The organism is Streptomyces sp. DG1A-41, assembly GCF_037055355.1.
In the GTDB taxonomy this organism is placed as follows: Bacteria; Actinomycetota; Actinomycetes; order Streptomycetales; family Streptomycetaceae; genus Streptomyces.
In genome coordinates, this window is sequence record NZ_CP146350.1 from 3,473,011 (window position 1) to 3,492,689 (window position 19,679).

The following is a 19,679-nucleotide window of genomic DNA, read 5'->3' on the forward strand; positions in this document are numbered from 1 at the left end:
GGATGTTGACGACACGAAGGCGTGTGGTGGCGACGGCGGTGGTCCTGGCCGGAGCACTGCTGGTGACCTCCTGCGGTGACTCGGACAGCGGCTCCTCCGACGGCAAGACCCTGAAGCTCTGGCACTACGAGGGCCCGGACAGCGCGATGGGCGCCGCCTGGAACGAGGCCATCAAGGAGTTCGAGAAGACGCACCCGGGCGTGAAGGTCGAGTTCGAGGAGAAGGGCTTCGAACAGATCCAGAAAACCGCGCCCATGGTCCTCAACTCCGGCGACGCCCCGGACCTCATGGAGTACAACAAGGGCAACGCCACGGCGGGCCTGCTCTCCAAGCAGGGCCTGCTCACCGACCTCACGGCCGAGGCCACCAAGCGCGGCTGGGACAAGAAGCTCAGCTCCGGTGTGCGCACCACCAGCGTGTACGACACCAACGGGGTCATGGGCTCCGGCAAGTGGTACGGCGTGCCCAACTACGCCGAGTACACGCTGGTCTACTACAACAAGGACCTGTTCAAGAAGCACGGCATCGCCGAGCCGAAGACGCTGGGCGACCTGACCGCCGCGATGGACAAGTTCGTCGACGCGGGCGTCACCCCGCTGGCCAACGCGGGCGCCGAGTACATGGCCCAGCAGTACCTGTACCAGCTGGCCCTGTCGAAGGCGGACCGCTCCTGGGTCGACGCCTACGAGCTGTACAAGGGCAAGACCGACTTCCACGACACGGCCTGGACGTACGGCGCCGAAACCTTCGCCGACTGGGTGAAGAAGGGCTACATCGCCAAGACCTCGTCGAGCACCAAGGCGGAGGACGCCGGCGTCTCCTTCATGCAGGGCAAGGCGCCGATCATGTTCTCCGGCAGCTGGTGGTTCGGCCGGGTCGCGGCGGAGGCGAAGTTCGACTGGGGCACCTTCCTGTGGCCCGACTCGAACCTGACCCTGGGCTCCGGCGGCAACCTCTGGGTCGTCCCGAAGGGCGCCAAGAACAAGGAGCTCGCCTACGACTTCATCGACATCACCATGTCGAAGAAGATCCAGAACCTGCTCGGCAACAAGGGCGGCGTCCCGGTCGCGGCCGACCCGAACGCCATCACCGACCCGCGGGCAAAGGCCCTCATCGCGAACTTCAACACGCTCTCCCAGAGGGACGGCCTGGCTTTCTACCCCGACTGGCCGGTCCCCGGCTTCTACGACGTCCTCGTCTCCGAGACGCAGAAGCTGATCACGGGCAGCGCGCGACCGGACGAGTACCTGGACGCGTTGCAGGAGGCGTACGACAAGGGCGCACCGAAGCGATGACGGTCGCCGTCGACAAGCGGGGCGGGCGGGTGACCGGCAAGCAGGCCCATGCCGGCCCCCCGCGCCACCGCCCCCGCGACTCCTACGCCCTGTTCCTGCTCCCCGGCGTCCTCGCCTTCCTCGCCGTCATCGTCCTGCCGTTCCTGATGAACACGGGCGTGAGCTTCACCGACTGGCAGGGCGTGGGCAGCCCGAGCTGGTCGGGCCTGGCCAACTACCGCGAGCTGATGGACGACAGCGAGTTCTGGGCGTCGTTCCGGCACAGCCTGTTCATGGTCGTGGCGATGGCGCTCGTGCCGACGGCGATCGGCCTGGTCCTGGCCGCCGCCCTGTTCGACTACGTCGGCAAGCACTTCGGGTCGAAGACGGCCGCCGTGCTGCGGGCCTGCTTCTACCTCCCCCAGGTGCTTCCGATCGCGGTCGCCGGCATCGTCTGGAGCTGGATCCTCGCCCCCGACAACGGCTCCCTCAACGAACTCCTGAGGGCGATCGGTCTGGGCTCCTGGCAACAGGACTGGCTCGGCGACCCCGACCTCGCCCTCTACAGCGTCATGGGCGTCATGGTCTGGGTGCAGATCGGCTTCCCGCTGGTGGTGTTCATGGCGGGCCTGCAACGCGTCGACCCGCAGCTGTACGAGGCGGCCGAGCTGGACGGCGCCGGCTGGTGGCGCCGCTTCTGGCACATCACGCTGCCGCAGATCCGCCCGGAGACGTACGTCGTGCTCACCTGGTGCACGATCGCCGCGCTCAAGGTGTTCGGCGCGGTGTACGTGCTGACGAAGGGCGGCCCGGGCGGCGCCACCAACGTGCCTTCCTACTTCTCCTTCACCACGTTCTTCGAGAAGACCCAGGTCGGCTACGGCGCCGCGATCTCCACCGTGCTGACCGTGATCATCCTCGCCCTCTCCCTGGTCGGGCTGAAGCTCCAGACCCGGGCCGAGGACGCGGAGGAGGGGACCCGCGCATGACCGCCGTACGCCGCTACCCGGTGCTGGCAGCCCTGTGCATCGCCGCGCTCTTCATGGTCGTCCCGTTCCTCATCGTGGCGGTCAACGCGGTCAAGTCCCCGGCCGAGTACGCCCAGAGCGGCCCGCTGAGCATGCCCGACGGCCTCTACCTGGACGGCCTGAAGGACTTCTGGGAACGCGTCGACTACGGCCAGAAGCTGCTGAACTCGCTCCTGATCAGCGGCGCGGTGGCGATCTTCGCGGCGGCTCTGTCCGTCCTCAACGCGTACGCGATCGGCATCGGCCGCGTCAAGGGCCGCACCTGGGTGCTGGCGTTCTTCGTGCTGGCCAACATGCTGCCGCAGGAGGCGCTGGTCTACCCGATCTACTACCTGAGCAAGGAGGTCGGCCTCTACGACACTCGGCTCAGCGTGATCATCGTCTTCACGGTGATCCAGGCGGCCTTCGGCACGTACCTGCTGTCGTCTGTGCTGGGCCAGTTCCCGCGCGAGATCATCGAGGCCGCCCGCATCGACGGTGCCAGCAAGTGGCAGGTCCTGTGGCGGATCGTCGTCCCCGTCAGCCGCCCCACCCTCGGCGTGCTCCTCGTCTTCTTCTTCATCTGGACCTGGAACGAGTTCCTGCTCCCCCTGGTCATGCTGATCTCCAACGACAACCAGACCGTGTCGGTGGCGCTCGGCGTCCTCCAGGGCCAGCGCCTGATGGACGCCACCATGACCAACGCGGCCGCCCTGCTCGGCGTGCTCCCCGCCATCGTCTTCTTCCTCGTCTTCCAGCGGACCCTCACCCGCGGCATCGCCGTGGGAGCCGTGAAGTAAGGACCCCCACATGAAGTTCACCGACGGCTACTGGCTGCTGCGCGAGGGCATCACCGCGGCCTATCCGGTCGAAGTCCTCGACGTCACCGCGCAGGACGGCGCGCTGGAGATCCACGCGCCGACCCAGCCCATCCGCCACCGCGGCGACCTGCTGAAGGGACCGGTCGTGACGATCAGCGCGCACGCCCCGATGCCCGACGTCATCGGCGTCACCTTCACCCACTTCGACGGCGAGCAGCCGCGCGGACCGGAGTTCGAGGTCGCCACACAGGACGTCCCGGCGCAGGTGGCGTACGACGACGAGCACGCGACCCTGACGTCCGGCGCGCTGTCGGTGCGGGTGGCCCGCACCGGCTCCTGGCACGTCGACTTCCTCGCCCACGGCCGCACCCTCACCTCCAGCTCCACCAAGGGCATGGGCATCATGCGGGAGGCGTCCGGCGGGCACTACCTGCGCGAGCAGCTCAACCTGGGCGTCGGCACGTCCGTCTACGGCCTCGGCGAACGCTTCGGCCCGCTGGTCAAGAACGGCCAGGTCGTCGACATCTGGAACGCCGACGGCGGCACGGCCACCGAGCAGGCCTACAAGAACGTCCCGTTCTACCTGACGGACGCGGGCTACGGCGTCTTCGTCGACCACCCGGGCAAGGTGTCCTTCGAGGTCGGCTCGGAGGTCGTCTCACGGGTGCAGTTCAGCGCCGAGACACAGCAGTTGACGTACTACGTCATCTACGGGCCGAGCCCGAAGGAGATCCTGCGGAAGTTCACCGAGCTCACCGGGCGTCCGGCGCTCCCGCCGCCCTGGTCGTTCGGCCTGTGGCTGTCGACGTCCTTCACCACCTCCTACGACGAGGAGACGGTCACCTCCTTCATCGAGGGCATGCGGGAGCGTGAACTCCCCCTGTCCGTCTTCCACTTCGACTGTTTCTGGATGCGCGAGTTCAACTGGTGCGACTTCCAGTGGGACCCGCGGGTCTTCCCCGACCCGGAGGGCATGCTGGCGCGGCTGCACGCGCGGGGCCTGCGGGTGTGCGTGTGGATCAACCCGTACATCGCCCAGCGCTCCCCGCTGTTCGCCGAGGGCAAGGCGCTCGGGCATCTGCTGAAGCGGCCGGACGGCAGTGTCTGGCAGTGGGACCTGTGGCAGCCCGGTATGGCGCTGGTCGACTTCACCAGCCAGGCGGCCCGTGACTGGTACGCCGCGAAGCTGGAGGCGCTGCTCGCGCAGGGCGTCGACTGCTTCAAGACGGACTTCGGCGAGCGGGTGCCGGTCGACGTGGCCTGGTCCGACGGCTCGGACCCGGAGCGCATGCACAACTACTACACGTACCTGTACAACCGCACCGTCTTCGACGTGCTGCGCAAGCACCGCGGCGAGGAGGAGGCCGTCGTGTTCGCGCGGTCGGCGACGGCCGGCAGCCAGAAGTTCCCCGTGCACTGGGGCGGCGACTGCGAGGCCACGTACGAGTCGATGGCCGAGTCGCTGAGGGGTGGCCTGTCGCTGGGGCTGTCCGGTTTCGGCTACTGGAGCCACGACATCGGCGGCTTCGAGGGCACGCCGACGCCCGCGCTGTTCAAGCGGTGGATCGCCTTCGGCCTGCTGTCCTCGCACAGCCGCCTGCACGGCAGCTCCTCCTACCGGGTCCCGTGGCTGTTCGACGAGGAGGCCGTGGACGTCCTGCGGCTGTTCACCCGGCTGAAGCTGCGGCTCATGCCCTACCTGTACGAGGCCGCCCGAACCGCCCACGCCGAGGGCCTGCCGATGATGCGGGCGATGGTGCTGGAGTTCCCGGACGACCCGGGCTGCGCCCACCTGGAGCGGCAGTACATGCTCGGGCCGGACCTGCTGGTGGCGCCGGTGTTCTCCGACGAGGGGAACGTCTCGTACTACGTGCCCGAGGGCACCTGGACGCACTTCCTGACCGGCCGGACGGTGACCGGGCCGCGCTGGGTGCGCGAGCAGCACGACTTCCTGAGCGTGCCGCTGCTGGTCCGGCCGGGCGCGGTGATCCCGGTGGGCGCGGTGGACGACCGGCCCGACTACGACCATGCCGACGGGGTGACCCTGCGGGCGTACGGCCTGAGGCGGGGCGACCAGGTGACGGTGCCGGTCGGGGACGTGACCTTCACCGTCGTACGCGAAGGCGAGACCCTGCGGGCGTCCTGCAGCGACCCGGCGGCGCCCTGGGGACTGGCCTCCGGCGAGCGCGAGGTGCGGGCGCAGAACGGGACCGGGTTCCTGACGCTGGAGCTGGGCTGATGGTGAAGATCACGGACGTGGCACGGCGCGCCGGGGTCTCCCCCAGCACCGTGTCCTACGCGCTGAGCGGCAAGCGCCCGATCTCCGAGGAGACCCGGCGCCGCGTCGAGACGGCCATCCGCGAGCTGGGCTACCGCCCGCACGCCGGCGCCCGGGCCCTGGCCAGCAGCAAGTCCAACGTGCTCGCCCTGGTGATTCCGCTGCGGGCGGGGATCCACGTACCGGTGGTGATGCAGTTCGCGGTCGCGGCCGTCACCACGGCCCGCGCCCACGACCACGACGTGCTGCTGCTCACCCAGGAGGAGGGCGAGGAAGGGCTGCGCAGGGTCGCGGACACGGCGATGGTGGACGCCCTGATCGTGATGGACGTCCAGCTCCAGGACCCCCGGCTGCCGCTGCTGCGCTCGCTGGACCGGCCGTCGGTGCTGATCGGCTTCCCGGCCGAGCCGGACGGGCTGACCTGCATCGACCTCGACTTCAAGGCGGCGGGCGAGGCGTGCGTGGAGCATCTGGTGCGGCTCGGGCACCGGGTGGTGGCGCTGGTGGGCTCGCCGCCGGAGGTGTACGTCCGGCAGACCGCGTTCGCGCAGCGGCTCGTGCAGGGCTTCACCGCGGCCGCCGACCGGCACCGGCTCGTCTCCGCCGTGCACCCGTGCGAGACCGGCCCCGGCGCAGCCCGGCGGATCGCCGAGCAGCTGCTGCGCGAGCAACCGGCGTTGACCGGAGTCGTGGTCCACAACGAACCCTTACTGGAGCCGCTGGTCGACGCCTTCGAGCAGCTCGGGCTGCGGGTGCCCGGCGACCTGTCCGTCGTCGCCGTCTGCCCGGACGAACTCGCCGCGTCGGCCCGCGTCCCGGTCACCTCGATCGCCCTGCCGTCCGCCGAGGTGGGTGCGCGGGCGGTGGAGCTGCTGATGCACAAGCTGGGCGGCAAGTCCGCACCGGAGGCCACGTTGCTGCCGCCTCGGCTGACCGAGCGGGCGAGTACGGCACCGCGCACGGCCTGACGTCCCGCACGACCTGGTAAGGCCCTACCCGAAGGAGCCGTGGCATGCAGGGCATGCGAAGAAGCCGGAGAACGAGAACGAGAACGACCCTGGTCCTGGCGTTGGCGCTCGTAGCGGGCCTCGGCGCCACCGTCCCCGCACAGGCGGAGGACACCCTCCCCTTCCGTAACCCGAAACTCTCCGTCGACCGGCGGGTCGACGACCTGCTCGGCCGCCTCACCCTCGACGAGAAGGTCTCCCTCCTCCACCAGTACCAGCCCGCCATCCCCCGCCTCGGCATCCGGTCCTTCCGCACCGGGCAGGAGGCCCTGCACGGCGTGGCCTGGCTCGGCGAGGCCACCGTCTTCCCGCAGGCCATCGGCCTGGCCTCCACCTGGGACCCCAAGCTGATGGAGCGGGTCGGCTCGGCCGTCGGCGACGAGGTGCGCGGCTTCCAGCAGGAACGCCCGGCCGGCTGGGGCCTGAACGTGTGGGCCCCCGTGGCGAACGTGCTGCGCGACCCGCGCTGGGGCCGCAACGAGGAGGGCTACAGCGAGGACCCGAAGCTGACCGGCGCGCTGGCCACGGCCTACGGCGAGGGCCTGACCGGCGGCGACCCGGACCACCTCAAGACGGCTCCCACCCTCAAGCACTACCTCGCCAACAACAACGAGGTGAACCGCACCACCACCTCCTCCGACCTGCGCCCGCGCGTGAAGCACGAGTACGAGGAGGCGGCGTTCAAACCGGCCATCGAGGCGGACGCGGCCACAGGCGTGATGACCTCCTACAACCTGGTCAACGGCCGCCCGGCAACGGTCGGTGCGGACCTGAACGACGTCGTACGGACCTGGACCGACCGGGACCTGCTGAACGTCACCGACGCCTTCGCGCCGGGCAACATCCCCGGCGACCAGAGGTACTACCCCACCCTCGCCGAGGGCGACGCGGCCGCCCTGAAGGCCGGCATCGACAGCTTCACGGACAACAACGACGACCCGGGACCGACGATCGGCGCCGTCAACTCGGCTTTGCGGCAAGGCCTGCTGAAGGAATCGGACATCGACACGGCGGTCTCCCACATCCTCTCCGTCCGCGTCCGCCTCGGCGAGTTCGACCCGGGCGGCGGCAGATACGGCTCCATCGGGAAGTCGGTCGTCAACAGCCCGGCCCATCGGAAGCTGGCCCGCACGGCGGCGGCCGAGGGCGCGGTGCTGCTGAAGAACGCGGGCGGCGCCCTGCCACTGCGGAAGTCCGCGAAGGCGGCGGTCGTCGGCCCCCTCGCCGACACTCTCTACACCGACTGGTACTCGGGCACGCTCCCGTACGCCGTCACGCCCGCCGAGGGCATCGAGGCGAAGCTCGGCACCCCGGTCGCGAGCAGCGAGGGCGTGGACCGGATCGCCTTCCGCAACACGGCGACCGGCAAGTACGTCACGGCGGGCACGGACGCCGACGGCGAGCCGCTGAAGGAGAGCTCGGCCTCAGGTGCCAGCACCCAGTTCGACATCTTCGACTGGGGCGCGGGCATCGTCACCCTCCGCTCGGCCGCCAACGGCAAGTACGTCGGTTACAACTGGTCGCACTTCGTCAACGACCAGACCCAGCCGAACGGCTGGTTCGTCCAGCAGCAGTTCGTGCCGGAGCGGCAGACGGACGGCACGTACACCCTCCGCTACGCCGGGTACGAGACCCGGGAGCCCTGGTGGTCCAACCCGGTCTACCTCGGCCCGACCGGCGCGGACGGCACCCTCGGCCTGGTGGCGAAGGAGCGGGCCGCCCACTACGCCAAGGAGATCGTCCGCAGCGGCGTCGAGGAAGCCGTGGCGGCGGTGCGGGGCAAGGACACGGCCGTGGTGGTGGTCGGCTCGATGCCCGCGATCAACGGCCGGGAGACCGACGACCGTGAGGACATGGGCCTGGCACCGACGCAGGAGGCGCTGGTCAAGGCGGTGCGCAAGGCGAACCCGAACACGGTCGTGGTGGTCGAGAACAGCTACCCCACCACGCTCGGCGCCCTCCAGAAGGAGGTCCCGGCCGTGCTGTGGACGTCCCACGCGGGCCAGGAGACGGGCAACGCGCTCGCCGACGTCCTGTTCGGCGACGTGAACCCCGCCGGCCGCCTCACCCAGACCTGGTACCGCTCCGAGTCCGACCTCCCGTCGATCCTCGACTACGACATCATCAAGTCCGACCGCACCTACCAGTACTTCCGGGGCCGCCCGCTGTACCCCTTCGGCCACGGCCTGTCGTACACGACGTTCCGCTACGGCGCCCTGAAACGCGTGGGCGACGGATACGAGGTGCCGGTCACCAACACCGGCACCCGGCCGGCGACGAGGTGGTGCAGCTGTACGTGCGGCAACGGCAGTCGCGCGACAAGCAGCCGCTGAAGCAGCTGAAGGCGTTCCAGCGGGTGGCGCTCCAGCCGGGCGAGACGAAGACGGTCCGTCTGAAGGTGAGGGAGAAGGACCTCGCCCACTGGGACGTGACCCGTTCGAAGTGGGTCGTGGAGACGGCCACGTACGACGTGCTGGTGGGCGCGTCCTCGGCCGACATCCGCACCCGCACCGCCTGGCCGGTACGCGGCGAGACGATCCCGCCCCGGGACCTGTCGAGGAGCACCCGTGCCGAGAACTTCGACGACTACGACGCCGTCCGTCTGGTCGACGAGTCGAAGGTACGCGGCACGGCGGTGGCCGCGTCCGCCGACGGCGCGTGGCTGAAGTTCGCGGACGCCGGCCTGGGCCGAGGCGCGTCCGCGTTCAGCGCGCGCGTCGCCGGGGCGCCCGGCACGGTCGAGGTACGCCTCGGCGCACCGGACGGCCCGCTCGCCGGGACGGCACGCTTCGCCGGAACCTCGTCGCCGTACGAATACGGGACGGTGACGGCCGGCCTGTCGGCGGCGGCGAGGGGCCGCACGGACGTGTACCTGGTCCTGAGCGGCGGTCTGCGCCTGTCGGCCTTCACCCTGCGCTGACACACGACGAGGGCCCGGCGGGTGAAACCACCGGGCCCTCGTCACATGGAGATTGTGGAGATGGCGGGAATCGAACCCGCGTCCAACGGTGTGGAAACAGGGCTTCTCCGTGTGCAGTCGGCTGTGCTTTTCTCGGCCCCGGAGATCACGCCGACAAGTCTCCGACGGGCCCAGTCACTGTGTGATTTCCCTCCAGACCCCGTGACCGGGTCTAGAGGTTTAGTTCCCTAAATGATGCCAGGATCCGGGTCGGGAACACCCCCGGGCTGACACTCCCTTTAAGTAGGGGAGCCGCTGCTCGCTACCTGAAGATCAGGCAGCGAGGGCGAGCTCGCCCTGGGAGATGGATCGCTTGGAATTGGCGATTATTTTTTTCGGCCTGTGGTTTACGAGATCATGGCCGCTTCCTCGACACGCTTCCCCTGCTTCGACAGCCGCTGTCGAAACCGATCATCCCCATGTTGATTTTTCAATCGTCGCCCCCGCTACGAGGGGCTCGCACCGACTGGACGATGCAGATGCCATCGTACGGGATCAACCTCCGACGATGCCACCGTATTCCCGGCGGCCACCCCGCCGACGCACCGGGTTCAACGCCTTCCTGTGCCGGAGCGCTGCCGACCCCGGCATGTGACACAGGTCACGCCCGCTGCTTCCGCCGCACCGCCGAGATCACCCGCTCGGCCTCGCGCCGGTCCTGCTTCTCGCGGAGCGTCTGGCGCTTGTCGTACTCCTTCTTGCCCTTCGCCAACGCGATCTCGACCTTGGCGCGGCCGTCCTTGAAGTACAGGGCGAGGGGCACGATGGTGTGACCCGTCTCCTGTGACTTCGACTCCAGCTTGTCGATCTCCTCGCGGTGCAGCAGCAGCTTCCGCTTGCGGCGGGCGCTGTGGTTGGTCCACGTGCCCTGGGTGTACTCCGGCACGTGCACGTTGTAGAGCCACGCCTCGTGCCCGTCCATCTGCACGAAGCCGTCGACCAGCGACGCCCGTCCCTGGCGCAGCGACTTCACCTCGGTGCCGGTGAGGACCAGACCGGCCTCGTAGGTGTCGATGATGAGGTAGTCGTGCCGCGCCTTCTTGTTCTGCGCGATCAGCTTGCGCCCTTTTTCCTTAGCCATAGTGCCGCCCATTTTCGCACTACCCAGGGGTCCCGCGGGAAGTCGATTACGAGGGACCGGCCAGACCGCGCAGTACGGTCTCGGCCCGCTGGAGGGCCCCTTCGTCGGCCTCCAGGTCGGGCGTGATGCCCCGGCCGTCGACCGCGCGGCCGGAGGGGGTGCGGTAGTGCCCGACGGTCAGCTCCGCGACGGAGCCGTCGGGCAGCCGGCTCGGCATCTGGACCGAGCCCTTGCCGAAGGTCCGGGACCCCACGACGAGCGCCCGTCCGCGATCCTGAACGGCGCCGGTGAGAAGTTCGGCCGCGCTCATCGTCCCGCCGTCGACGAGCGCGACCAGGGGTCTCGTCGTGTCGCCGCCGGGCTCGGCGTGCAGGGCGCGCTGCTCGCCGTCGACGTCGTACGTGGCGACCAGGCCGCCATCCAGGAAGGCGGAGGCGGCGGTGACGGCCTCGGTGACCAGGCCGCCGGAGTTGCCGCGCAGGTCGAGGACGATCCCGCCGCCGGGCGGGGCCTGCCGGACGGCCTGGCGGACCTGGTCGCCGGAGCCCTTGGTGAAGCTGTCGACCCGGATGACGGTGACCGAGCCGGCGACTTCTCGCACGGCGACCGAGTCCCTGGAGAGCTGGGCCCGGCGCAGGGTCTCGGTCCACGCGCGCGTGCCGCGCTCCAGGCCGAGGCGGACGGTGGTGCCGGCGGGGGCGTCCGTGGCGTCCCCGCGCAGTAAGGAGACCACCTCGGTGACCGGCCGTCCGTCGGTCTTCCGGCCGTCGACGCTGCGCAGCAGGTCGCCGGGGCGGATCCCGGCGGCGGCAGCGGGCGAGCCGGCGCGCACCTTCGTCACCTCGATACGGCCGTCGCGTTCGCTGCGCGCCCAGAGGCCGACGCCGGTGTACTCGCCGTCGAGGGATTCCTCGAACTCCTCGTACTCGCCCTGGGAGTAGACGGCGCCCCACCGGTCCCCGCTACGGCTGACAGCGCGCTTCGCGGCCTCCATCGGGGACTTGCCGTCGGCCATGGCCTCCTCGGCCGCCCTGGCGACGTCCGCGTGGTGCCCGGCCGGGGTGGCCGAACGGGCCTCGTCCGGCGCGGACTTCCGCTCGGCCTGCGGGAGGGATCCCGTGGCCGCGCCGGCGACGAGCACGCTCGCGAACATCAATGTCAGGGCGGCCCCGCGGCGGATGCGACGGGGCTGGCAGAACGGGTCACGACCTGACATGCCGGTGAGTCTAGGACAAGGGAAAGGGCCGTACGGCTTGTTGACCGCACGGCCCCTCTTGGTATGCGTCACACCTTCAAGTACTTGCGCAGCGCGAAGAACGCGGCCAACGCGGGCATCAGCAGACTCGTGGCGAGGATGAGCGGCAACTTCGTCAGGACGGCGTCCCAGCCGATGAAGTTGATCAGTGTGAGCTGGTCGGCCAGGGCCAGTCCGTGGTCGATGAGGAAGTACCGGGCGATCAGCAGGAAGGCGCACGCGAGTGTGCCGCCGATGAGCCCGGCGACCGCGGCCTCCATGATGAACGGCGCCTGGATGTAGAAGCCCGAGGCGCCGACCAGGCGCATGATGCCGGTCTCGCGCCGGCGGCTGAACGCCGAGACGCGCACGGTGTTGACGATCAGCATCAGCGCGACGACCAGCATCAGCGCCATCACCGCGCGCGCGGCCCAGTTCATGCCGTTCAGCAGCTTGAAGAGGTTGTCCAGGATGCCCTTCTGGTCCTGAACGGACTGCACGCCGTCCCGGCCGTTGAAGGCGGTGGCGATGACCTGGTACTTCTGCGGGTCCTTCAGCTTGATGCGGTACGACTCCTGCATCTGGTCCGGCGTGAGGGAGCTGGCCAGCGGGGAGTCGCCGAACTGTTCCTTGTAGTGCTTGTACGCCTGGTCCTGCGACTCGTACGTGACCGACTGGACGACGCCCATCTTGTCGAGGTCGGCCTTGATCTGCTTCTTCTGGTCGTCCGTCACCGCGCCCTTGGCGCAGTTGGGGTCGGACTCGGCGTCGCTCTTGTTGCAGAGGAAGATCGAGACGTTGACCTTGTCGTACCAGTAGCCCTTCATGGTGTTGACCTGGTCGCTCATCAGGAGCGACCCGCCGAACAGGGCGAGCGACAGGGCGACGGAGACGACGACGGCGAAGGTCATCGTCAGATTGCGGCGGAGACCGACGCCGATCTCCGACAGGACGAACTGGGCGCGCATGGCGAAGGGTTATGCCTTTCCGTGACTCTCGGGTGCGGTCTCAGTGCTGGTAGCCGTAGACACCGCGGGCCTGGTCGCGGACGAGGCGGCCCTTCTCCAGTTCGATGACGCGCTTGCGCATCTGGTCCACGATGTTCTGGTCGTGCGTGGCCATCACCACGGTCGTGCCCGTCCGGTTGATGCGGTCGAGCAGCTTCATGATGCCGACGGAGGTCTGCGGGTCGAGGTTGCCGGTGGGCTCGTCGGCGATGAGCAGCTTGGGCCGGTTGACGAAGGCCCGCGCGATGGCGACGCGCTGCTGTTCACCACCGGACAGCTCGCCGGGCATCCGGTCCTCCTTGCCGCCGAGCCCGACGAGGTCGAGCACCTGCGGCACGGACTTGCGGATCTCGCCGCGCGACTTGCCGATGACCTCCTGCGCGAAGGCGACGTTCTCGCCGACCGTCTTGTTCGGCAGCAGGCGGAAGTCCTGGAAGACCGTCCCCAGCTGGCGCCGCATCTGCGGCACCTTCCAGTTGGAGAGGCGCGCGAGGTCCTTGCCCAGAACGTGCACCTGCCCGTGACTGCACCGCTCCTCGCGGAGGATCAGCCGCAGGAAGGTGGACTTTCCGGAGCCGGAGGACCCCACGAGGAAGACGAACTCGCCCTTCTCGACCTCCAGGGATACATCCCGGAGGGCGGGGCGGGTCTGCTTGGGGTAGACCTTGGAGACGTTGTCGAATCGGATCACGGATGCACCACGGGTAGCCGGGGGTAGATGAGCGTGACCATACGCGAACCGGGCAGGGCACCGCAGTCACCGGTGGCGCTTGTGTAGCACTTGTGCCTTTTTCTGCCGGTGAGTACCACACCCTCAAGGGGCGCGGGGAACTGCGCGCCCAGCCGCCTACGGCCCCCGGCCGCGCGACAATGGCAACCACCCCCTCGGGTGCGAGCCGCGCACCCTCCGGAGGAACCTGGCACAGTGGAGGGGGAACGTTCGCGCCGCCGCGAGCGTTACACACAAGGAACCGGCGCAAGGAGGGCGAGCGCATGACGTACGACCGGCTGGTGTGCGCGAACTGCGCAGCGCCCGTGAGCGAGGGCCGGTGCCCCGTGTGCCGTGCGAACCGCGAGCGGATGCAGCAGGAGAACTTCCTCTCGAGTCTGAACCCTGTGACGCTGATCGCACTGCTGACCGTGCTGATCGCCGCGGTGGCGCTCCTGGCGCACCAGACCGCCTAGCGGAGTACTCAGCAGCGGTCCGAGAGACCCGAAAGACACGGCCGAGGGCCCGGAGCGTTCGCTCCGGGCCCTCGGCGTTGCGCTGTGCCTACCGTCCGTAGGGACGCGGCTACCGTCAGGCGGCAGTCCCGCGGCCGCCCATGAGGCGCGGCAGGACGCGGAAGCCGACACCGCCGGCGATCATCGTGGCGGCGCCGATCACCAGGAAGGTGGTCTGCGCCGCACCCGTCTCGGCGAGCTCCTGGCCGTTGCCCTGGGCCTGCGGCGCCGCCGGGGTGGCGTCCGAGCCGGTGTCGGTGAGGGACGAGGAACCCTCCTCCTGCGGGACGGTGCCGCCGTCGGGGTCGGCGATGTTGCCGCCGCCGTTGCCGCCACCGTTGGCGTTGCCGTTACCGCCGCCGTTCCCGTTGCCCGGGTCGGTCGGCTGGGCCGTCGGGTCCTCGGTCGGCTCGGTGGGCTCGCCCGTGGGCTCGGTCGGCTCGTCGGTGGGCTCCGCGGTCGACGGCGGGTCCGTCGGGAGGACGGTCGGCGGGGCGGTCGGAACCGGCGGGGTGGTCGCCGGCGGGGTCGGGGTCGGGACCGGCGACTCCTCGGCGCACAGGATGCCGAGCAGGCAGTCCTCGGTCTCCGCGGCGGATGCGGCACCGGCGGCGGTCAGCGAGGCACCGGCGGCGATCACGGCGCCGGCCGCTATCCGCGCGACACGGATCCGCGTCTTCTTCGTCATGTGGTTGCTACCCCCAGTAGCTCATCGTCATTAGGCAGCGTTTGGAGCTGTGCTCGACGGGGGTAGCTGCGGTGAAGAGCCCCCCGGTTCACATGCGCCCCAGAGACACGCATGCCGCGCTTTACCCTTCCCATTTTTCAAAGACACGTCAAGGGCGTTTGCGGACGCCATGTCCAAGTACGGGGGCAATGCCGGGAGTCTGACTCTGTGAGTGTGATGTAAAACCCAGACATGCAGGGCACAGAAAAGGCAACTGCCGCTCTGACGCCGACAGTTACCTTGTCGACAAACTTACTTCTCCTGCTGCTTGCGCCAGCGAATTCCGGCTTCGAGGAATCCGTCGATCTCGCCGTTGAAAACGGCCTCGGGGTTGCCGACCTCGAAGTCGGTGCGCAGGTCCTTGACCATCTGGTACGGGTGCAGCACGTACGAACGCATCTGGTTGCCCCAGGAGTTGCCGCCGTCGCCCTTGAGGGCGTCCATCTTGGCCTGCTCCTCCTGGCGGCGCCGCTCCAGGAGCTTGGCCTGGAGCACGTTCATGGCCGTCGCCCGGTTCTGGATCTGGGAGCGCTCGTTCTGGCAGGAGACGACGATGCCGGTGGGGATGTGGGTGATGCGCACCGCGGAGTCGGTGGTGTTCACGCCCTGGCCACCGGGGCCCGAGGACCGGTAGACGTCGACCCGCAGCTCGCTCTCGTCGATGTCGACGTGGTCGGACCGCTCGACCACGGGCAGGATCTCCACGCCCGCGAAGGAGGTCTGGCGCCGGCCCTGGTTGTCGAAGGGCGAGATGCGCACCAGCCGGTGCGTGCCCTGCTCGACGGAGAGCGTGCCGTACGCGTAGGGCGCCTGGACGGCGAAGGTGGTCGACTTGATGCCGGCCTCCTCCGCGTACGACGTCTCGTAGATCTCGGTCTTGAAGCCGCGCTGCTCGGCCCATCGCAGGTACATGCGCTGGAGCTTCTCGGCGAAGTCGGCGGCGTCGACGCCGCCGGCCTCGGCGCGGATGTTCACCAGGGCCTCACGGGCGTCGTACTCGCCGGAGAGGAGGGTGCGGACCTCCATCTCGTCCAGCGCCTTCTTCACGGCCGTGAGCTCGGACTCGGCCTCGGCACGGGTGTCCGGGTCGTCCTCCTCCTCGGCCATCTCGAAGAGAACGGCGAGGTCGTCGATACGACCGCGCAGGGCCTCGGCCTTGCGCACCTCGGCCTGGAGGTGGGACAGCTTGCTGGTGATCTTCTGCGCCTCTTCGGGGTTGTCCCACAGGGACGGCGCGGCCGCCTGCTCCTCGAGCACGGCGATGTCTGCCCTCAGCCTGTCGAGGTCCAGAACGGCCTCGATCGACTCCATGGTCGAGGAGAGGGACTTGAGCTCTTCGGATACATCGACGACTGCCACGCCTCCAGCGTAACGGCTCCGTCCACCGGCCAGCGCCGGGCCGCCGGAGCCGACGGGCCAGGGCGACGAGGGACGCCGAACCTTTCCGTGCCCTGCCACGCCCGGCGTCACTCACCCACCGCCGTCGGCCGGGCCCCGCCCCGGACCGCTGCCGCCGCCCTTCGCCCGTCCCCCGGGACAGGCCAGGAGACCGCGAGCCGAATTCGCCGCGCCTCGCCGACAGCCAGACCCCTGCTCCGGCCGTCGGCGCCGCCACGCTTCTCCCGTCCCCCGGGACAGACCACCGCGAGCCGCATTCGCCGCGCCCCGGCACCCCGCGCCCTTCACCCCTCGCCGACGGCCAGGCCCCGGCACAAGGCTCAGGGCTCAGGGCTCAGGGCTCAGGGCTCAGGGGGACTGTGGGGCCGAGTTCTTCGTGTCCTGGGGAGGGGTGTTCGCGTCGTCGCTCGATGTGGACAGCCAGGCCCCGACGCCGACGGCCGCCGCCAGGGCGACCGCGGCCGCGCCCAGGGCCACGCGGCGGCGCCGGGCGATGGCGCGGTTGCGGGCGGAGCCCGGCCGGGGCGTGCCCGACGCGCGCGGGGCCCTGGCTGTGCCGTGGGCGCCCCCGGCCAACTCGTCGGGTGCCGGTACGCGCATCGAGGTGTGGGTGTCCCGGTTGGAGTCGGCCGGTTTCGCGCCCGGCACCAGGGGGACCGCGCCCCGCCGCCGGACCCGCTCCCCGGCCGGTGCCGGTCCGGCGGGCTGCTCCTCCCGGTCCGTCTCCTCGGCGGACTCCGTGTCCGGCTCGTCCACCTCCAGCGGCGGCATGCCCGCCAGCATCGGCAGCAGCTCCCGCAGCCGGGCGCCGAGCTCCGAGGCCCGCAGCCGCGAGGCCGGCGCCTTGGCCAGGCACTGCACGAGCAGCTGCCACAGCTCGTCCGGGATGCCGGGCAGCGGGACGACCGTCTCCGTGACGTGCCGGCGCAGGACCGCGCCCGGGTGGCCGCCGCCGAACGGGGTGAAGCCCGCGAGCAGCTCGTAGAGGACCGTGGCGAGCGCGTAGATGTCGACGGAGGCGCGGGGCGGCAGGCCCTCGACGATCTCCGGGGCGAGGTAGTCCGGCGTGCCGATGATCTTCGTGGCCTTGGTGCGGCGCGGGGTGTCGATGAGTTTGGCCACACCGAAGTCGGTCAGCAGCGCGCGGTGGGAGCCGCCCGGTCCCAGGGGGCCCTGCATGTCCAGGAGCACGTTTTCCGGCTTCACGTCCCGGTGCACGACGCCCGCGGCGTGCGCGGCCGCCAGCCCGTCGGCGATGTCGGCCGAGATCGCGACGGCGGCCTCGGGCGCGAGGCGCCGGTCCCGCTCCAGCCGGGTCCGCAGGTCGGTGCCCCGGACGAGGTCCATGACCAGCGCCAGGTCGTTGCCGTCCACGACCAGGTCGCGCACCGACACCACGTGCGGGTGCTCCAGGCCGAGCAGCGCCGTCCGCTCTTGTACGAACCGCCCGACGAGTTCCTGGTCGGACGCGAGGTCCTCGCGCAGCAGCTTGATGGCGACGGGGCCCTCGGGGCCCTCACCCAGCCACACCGTGCCGGCGCTGCCCCGCCCCAGGATCTGGTGGGCGGTGTACCGGCTGCCGATCTTCCGTGCCAAGGCTGCTCCTACCGACGCGTGTTGTCGTTAAAACTACGCGTCCGGGGAGCCAACCTTCACTGCGGAGGCAGAAATCACCCGCCAGGTGTCGACAAATCACCAACCCCGCAGGGCGGTTCCGGTCAGTTCGTGCCGGAACCGCTCCCGCCCAGCTTCTCGAACCAGCCGGTCACGGTGTTGAACCAGTCGGTGAGCTGGCTCCAGTAGCCCTTGCCCGTGCCGATCCACTCCTGGAGCGGGCTCAGTTCCCAGATCAGCCAGCCGGCGACGAACAGGATGACGATCGAGAAGAGACACCCCTTCAGGCAGCCGAGCCCGGGGATCCGCATCCGGTTCGCGCTGCGCTGCCGGGGCTCGCGCGGGGGCCGCTGCGGCTGCTGGGGCTGGGGCGGCGGCGCGGGCGGGGCGTAGCGCTGCGGCGGCTGGGGCCGCTGCGGCTGCGGGGCGTACTGCTGGGGCTGCTGCTGCGGATGGCCGTAGCCGGGCCCGGGCGGGGGTGCCTGACGCCGCGGGGGCTGCTGCGGCCGGGCGACCTGCCGCTGGGGGCGGCGGCGCAGCGGGTCCTGGTTGGGGTCGAGGTACTGGACCTGCGTCTGTTCGTTGCGGTCGCGGGCCGCCCGCAGCTGGTTCTGCCAGGGGTGCGGGTCCTCGGGTCCGCCCTGCTGGCCCTGCTGCCCGGGGTGGCCGGGCGAGCCCGGCGGGACCGGCGGCATCACGGCCGTCGGGTCGGCCGCGCCCCGGCCCGGCAGGACGGCGGTGGGGTCGGCGGCGCCGGCCGGGCCGCCGGTGTGCGGCATGACGCTGGTCGCGGCGTTCGGGTCGTACGCACCCGCGCCCTGCGGGAGGACCTGGGTGGGGTCGGCCGCGCCGGGCGTGTCCGGCACGGGCGCGGGCGCCGGGTCGGGCACCAGGAGCACGCCGACGCCCTCGGCGGCGGCGATCTGCGCGGAGTTCGCGTGCACACCGATGCCCTCGGCGACGACGCGCAGGCCACGGGCGAGGTTCTCGGCGCTGGGCCGCTCGTCCGGGTTCTTGCGCAGACAGCGCTCGATGACCGTCCACAGCGGATCGGGGACCGTGGAGGGGCGGCGCGGCTCGGCGCTCAGGTGCTGGTGCAGCACCTCCAGGGCGGAGCCGCCGGAGAACGGCGGGCGGCCGGTGACCAGCTCGTACAGCAGGATGCCGGCGCCGTAGATGTCGACGGCGGAGGTCTGCGGGCGGCCCTCGGCGGACTCGGGCGCGACGTACGCGGGCGTGCCGACGAACTCCTGGGTGCGGGTCAGGCCCGGGGAGTCGGCCAGGCGGGCGATGCCGAAGTCGGTCAGCAGCGGGTGCATCTGCCCGTCGCGCTGCTGGAGCAGGACGTTCGCCGGCTTGAGGTCGCGGTGGACGACGCCGTCGGCGTGGCTGGCGGCGAGCGCGTCGGCGACCTGGGCGGTGAGCAGGGCCGCGGCCACGGGCGTGAAGGGCCCGTTCTCGCGCAGGTAGCGGTGCAGGTCGGGGCCCTCGACGAGGTCCATGACCAGCGCCAGCAGATCGCCCTCGACCACCAGGTCACGGACCCGGACGATGTTCGGGTGGGTGAGCCGGAGCAGGACGGAGCGCTCCCGGAGGAACCGCATCACGACGTCCGCGTCGCTGGCCAGCTCCTCCTTGAGGACCTTGATCGCGACGGTCTCGCCGGGCTGTCCCGGCACGGCCGCCTCGGCGCCCGCGGTCTCGCGCTGGCGGGCTCGCCAGACGGTGCCCGTGGCGCCGCGTCCGAGCGGCTCCTCGAGCAGGTACTTGCTGCCTACCGGCCGCACGTCATGCGCTCCCTGGTGCTTGCCTTGCCTGCTGGCCTGTCCGACCCACTGTAGTGCCGTGCCGCCGGGGACCGGGGTGTCGTCATTCTGTGGGTCTTACGTATCCGTTCTCACACACGTTCGAAGGAAAGACGCTTTCCTCGGTCTCGGGGTTGCCGAGAACGAGCGTGACCGATCTCAAGTGATCGCGAGCGGGTCATCTCTCAGGCACTTTTGCGGGCAGAGCCGACCAATCAAGATCACTTGTTCCGGAGCGAGGGG

General features: G+C 70.2%; 16 protein-coding genes and 1 other RNA gene. 8 read left to right on the forward strand and 9 right to left on the reverse strand.

The genetic code is table 11. The features are described from left to right. The first annotated feature begins 2 nt into the window (after positions 1-2). From V8690_RS16090 to V8690_RS16120, 7 genes are read left to right on the forward strand one after another with little or no spacing between them, the layout of a single operon-like run. Positions 3-1,295 carry an extracellular solute-binding protein gene (locus tag V8690_RS16090; protein ID WP_338779498.1) on the forward strand — a complete coding sequence of 431 codons (1,293 nt, stop codon included), beginning with the start codon at positions 3-5 and terminating at the stop codon, positions 1,293-1,295. After that, positions 1,292-2,263 carry a sugar ABC transporter permease gene (locus V8690_RS16095; RefSeq protein ID WP_338779500.1) on the forward strand — a complete coding sequence of 324 codons (972 nt, stop codon included), beginning with the start codon at positions 1,292-1,294 and terminating at the stop codon, positions 2,261-2,263. The genes V8690_RS16090 and V8690_RS16095 overlap by 4 nt, the downstream gene beginning before the upstream one ends. After that, positions 2,260-3,081 carry a carbohydrate ABC transporter permease gene (locus V8690_RS16100; protein ID WP_338779501.1) on the forward strand — a complete coding sequence of 274 codons (822 nt, stop codon included), beginning with the start codon at positions 2,260-2,262 and terminating at the stop codon, positions 3,079-3,081. Before V8690_RS16095 ends, V8690_RS16100 begins: the two co-directional genes overlap by 4 nt. 10 nt (positions 3,082-3,091) lie before the next feature. Further along, on the forward strand, positions 3,092-5,341 hold the full coding sequence (gene yicI / locus V8690_RS16105) for an alpha-xylosidase (RefSeq protein ID WP_338779502.1): 2,250 nt from the start codon (positions 3,092-3,094) through the stop codon (positions 5,339-5,341). Then, positions 5,341-6,348, forward strand: coding sequence for a LacI family DNA-binding transcriptional regulator (locus tag V8690_RS16110; RefSeq protein WP_338779503.1), 1,008 nt, complete (start codon positions 5,341-5,343; stop codon positions 6,346-6,348). The genes yicI and V8690_RS16110 overlap by 1 nt, the downstream gene beginning before the upstream one ends. Before the next feature lie 44 nt (positions 6,349-6,392). Beyond that, complete coding sequence (locus tag V8690_RS16115) at positions 6,393-8,720, forward strand: glycoside hydrolase family 3 C-terminal domain-containing protein (RefSeq protein WP_338779504.1); 2,328 nt, start codon at positions 6,393-6,395, stop codon at positions 8,718-8,720. Further along, on the forward strand, positions 8,672-9,307 hold the full coding sequence (locus tag V8690_RS16120; RefSeq protein WP_338779505.1) for a fibronectin type III-like domain-contianing protein: 636 nt from the start codon (positions 8,672-8,674) through the stop codon (positions 9,305-9,307). The genes V8690_RS16115 and V8690_RS16120 overlap by 49 nt, the downstream gene beginning before the upstream one ends. A 52-nt stretch (positions 9,308-9,359) precedes the next feature. Here the strand turns inward: V8690_RS16120 and ssrA are convergent. From ssrA to ftsE, 5 genes are all read right to left on the reverse strand, one after another. Beyond that, positions 9,360-9,765: a transfer-messenger RNA gene (ssrA, locus tag V8690_RS16125) on the reverse strand. Between the two features lie 182 nt (positions 9,766-9,947). After that, positions 9,948-10,427, reverse strand: a complete 480-nt coding sequence (smpB, locus tag V8690_RS16130) for an SsrA-binding protein SmpB (RefSeq protein WP_338779507.1) — start codon at positions 10,425-10,427, stop codon at positions 9,948-9,950. Between the two features lie 46 nt (positions 10,428-10,473). Beyond that, positions 10,474-11,643, reverse strand: a complete 1,170-nt coding sequence (locus V8690_RS16135) for a S41 family peptidase (protein WP_338779509.1) — start codon at positions 11,641-11,643, stop codon at positions 10,474-10,476. 68 nt (positions 11,644-11,711) lie between these two features. After that, positions 11,712-12,629, reverse strand: a complete 918-nt coding sequence (gene ftsX / locus V8690_RS16140) for a permease-like cell division protein FtsX (RefSeq protein WP_338779510.1) — start codon at positions 12,627-12,629, stop codon at positions 11,712-11,714. A gap of 40 nt (positions 12,630-12,669) precedes the next feature. Continuing rightward, positions 12,670-13,359 (reverse strand): cell division ATP-binding protein FtsE, encoded by a 690-nt coding sequence (ftsE, locus tag V8690_RS16145; RefSeq protein WP_003990615.1) that lies wholly within the window; start codon positions 13,357-13,359, stop codon positions 12,670-12,672. A gap of 302 nt (positions 13,360-13,661) precedes the next feature. Here ftsE and V8690_RS16150 point away from each other — a divergent pair, with 302 nt between their 5' ends. Beyond that, positions 13,662-13,853, forward strand: coding sequence for a hypothetical protein (locus V8690_RS16150; protein WP_338779518.1), 192 nt, complete (start codon positions 13,662-13,664; stop codon positions 13,851-13,853). Positions 13,854-13,968: 115 nt separating this feature from the next. On the opposite strand, the gene V8690_RS16155 is transcribed toward V8690_RS16150, so the two are convergent. The 4 genes from V8690_RS16155 to V8690_RS16170 form a co-directional block, all read right to left on the reverse strand. Further along, on the reverse strand, positions 13,969-14,580 hold the full coding sequence (locus tag V8690_RS16155) for a hypothetical protein (RefSeq protein WP_338779521.1): 612 nt from the start codon (positions 14,578-14,580) through the stop codon (positions 13,969-13,971). A 291-nt stretch (positions 14,581-14,871) separates the two neighbouring features. Next, entirely contained in the window at positions 14,872-15,978 is a 1,107-nt protein-coding gene (gene prfB, locus V8690_RS16160) for a peptide chain release factor 2 (RefSeq protein ID WP_338779523.1), read from the reverse strand. Between the two features lie 387 nt (positions 15,979-16,365). Beyond that, entirely contained in the window at positions 16,366-17,613 is a 1,248-nt protein-coding gene (locus tag V8690_RS16165; RefSeq protein WP_338779525.1) for a serine/threonine-protein kinase, read from the reverse strand. A gap of 122 nt (positions 17,614-17,735) precedes the next feature. Then, on the reverse strand, positions 17,736-19,418 hold the full coding sequence (locus V8690_RS16170; protein ID WP_338779528.1) for a serine/threonine-protein kinase: 1,683 nt from the start codon (positions 19,416-19,418) through the stop codon (positions 17,736-17,738). Positions 19,419-19,679: the final 261 nt, after the last annotated feature.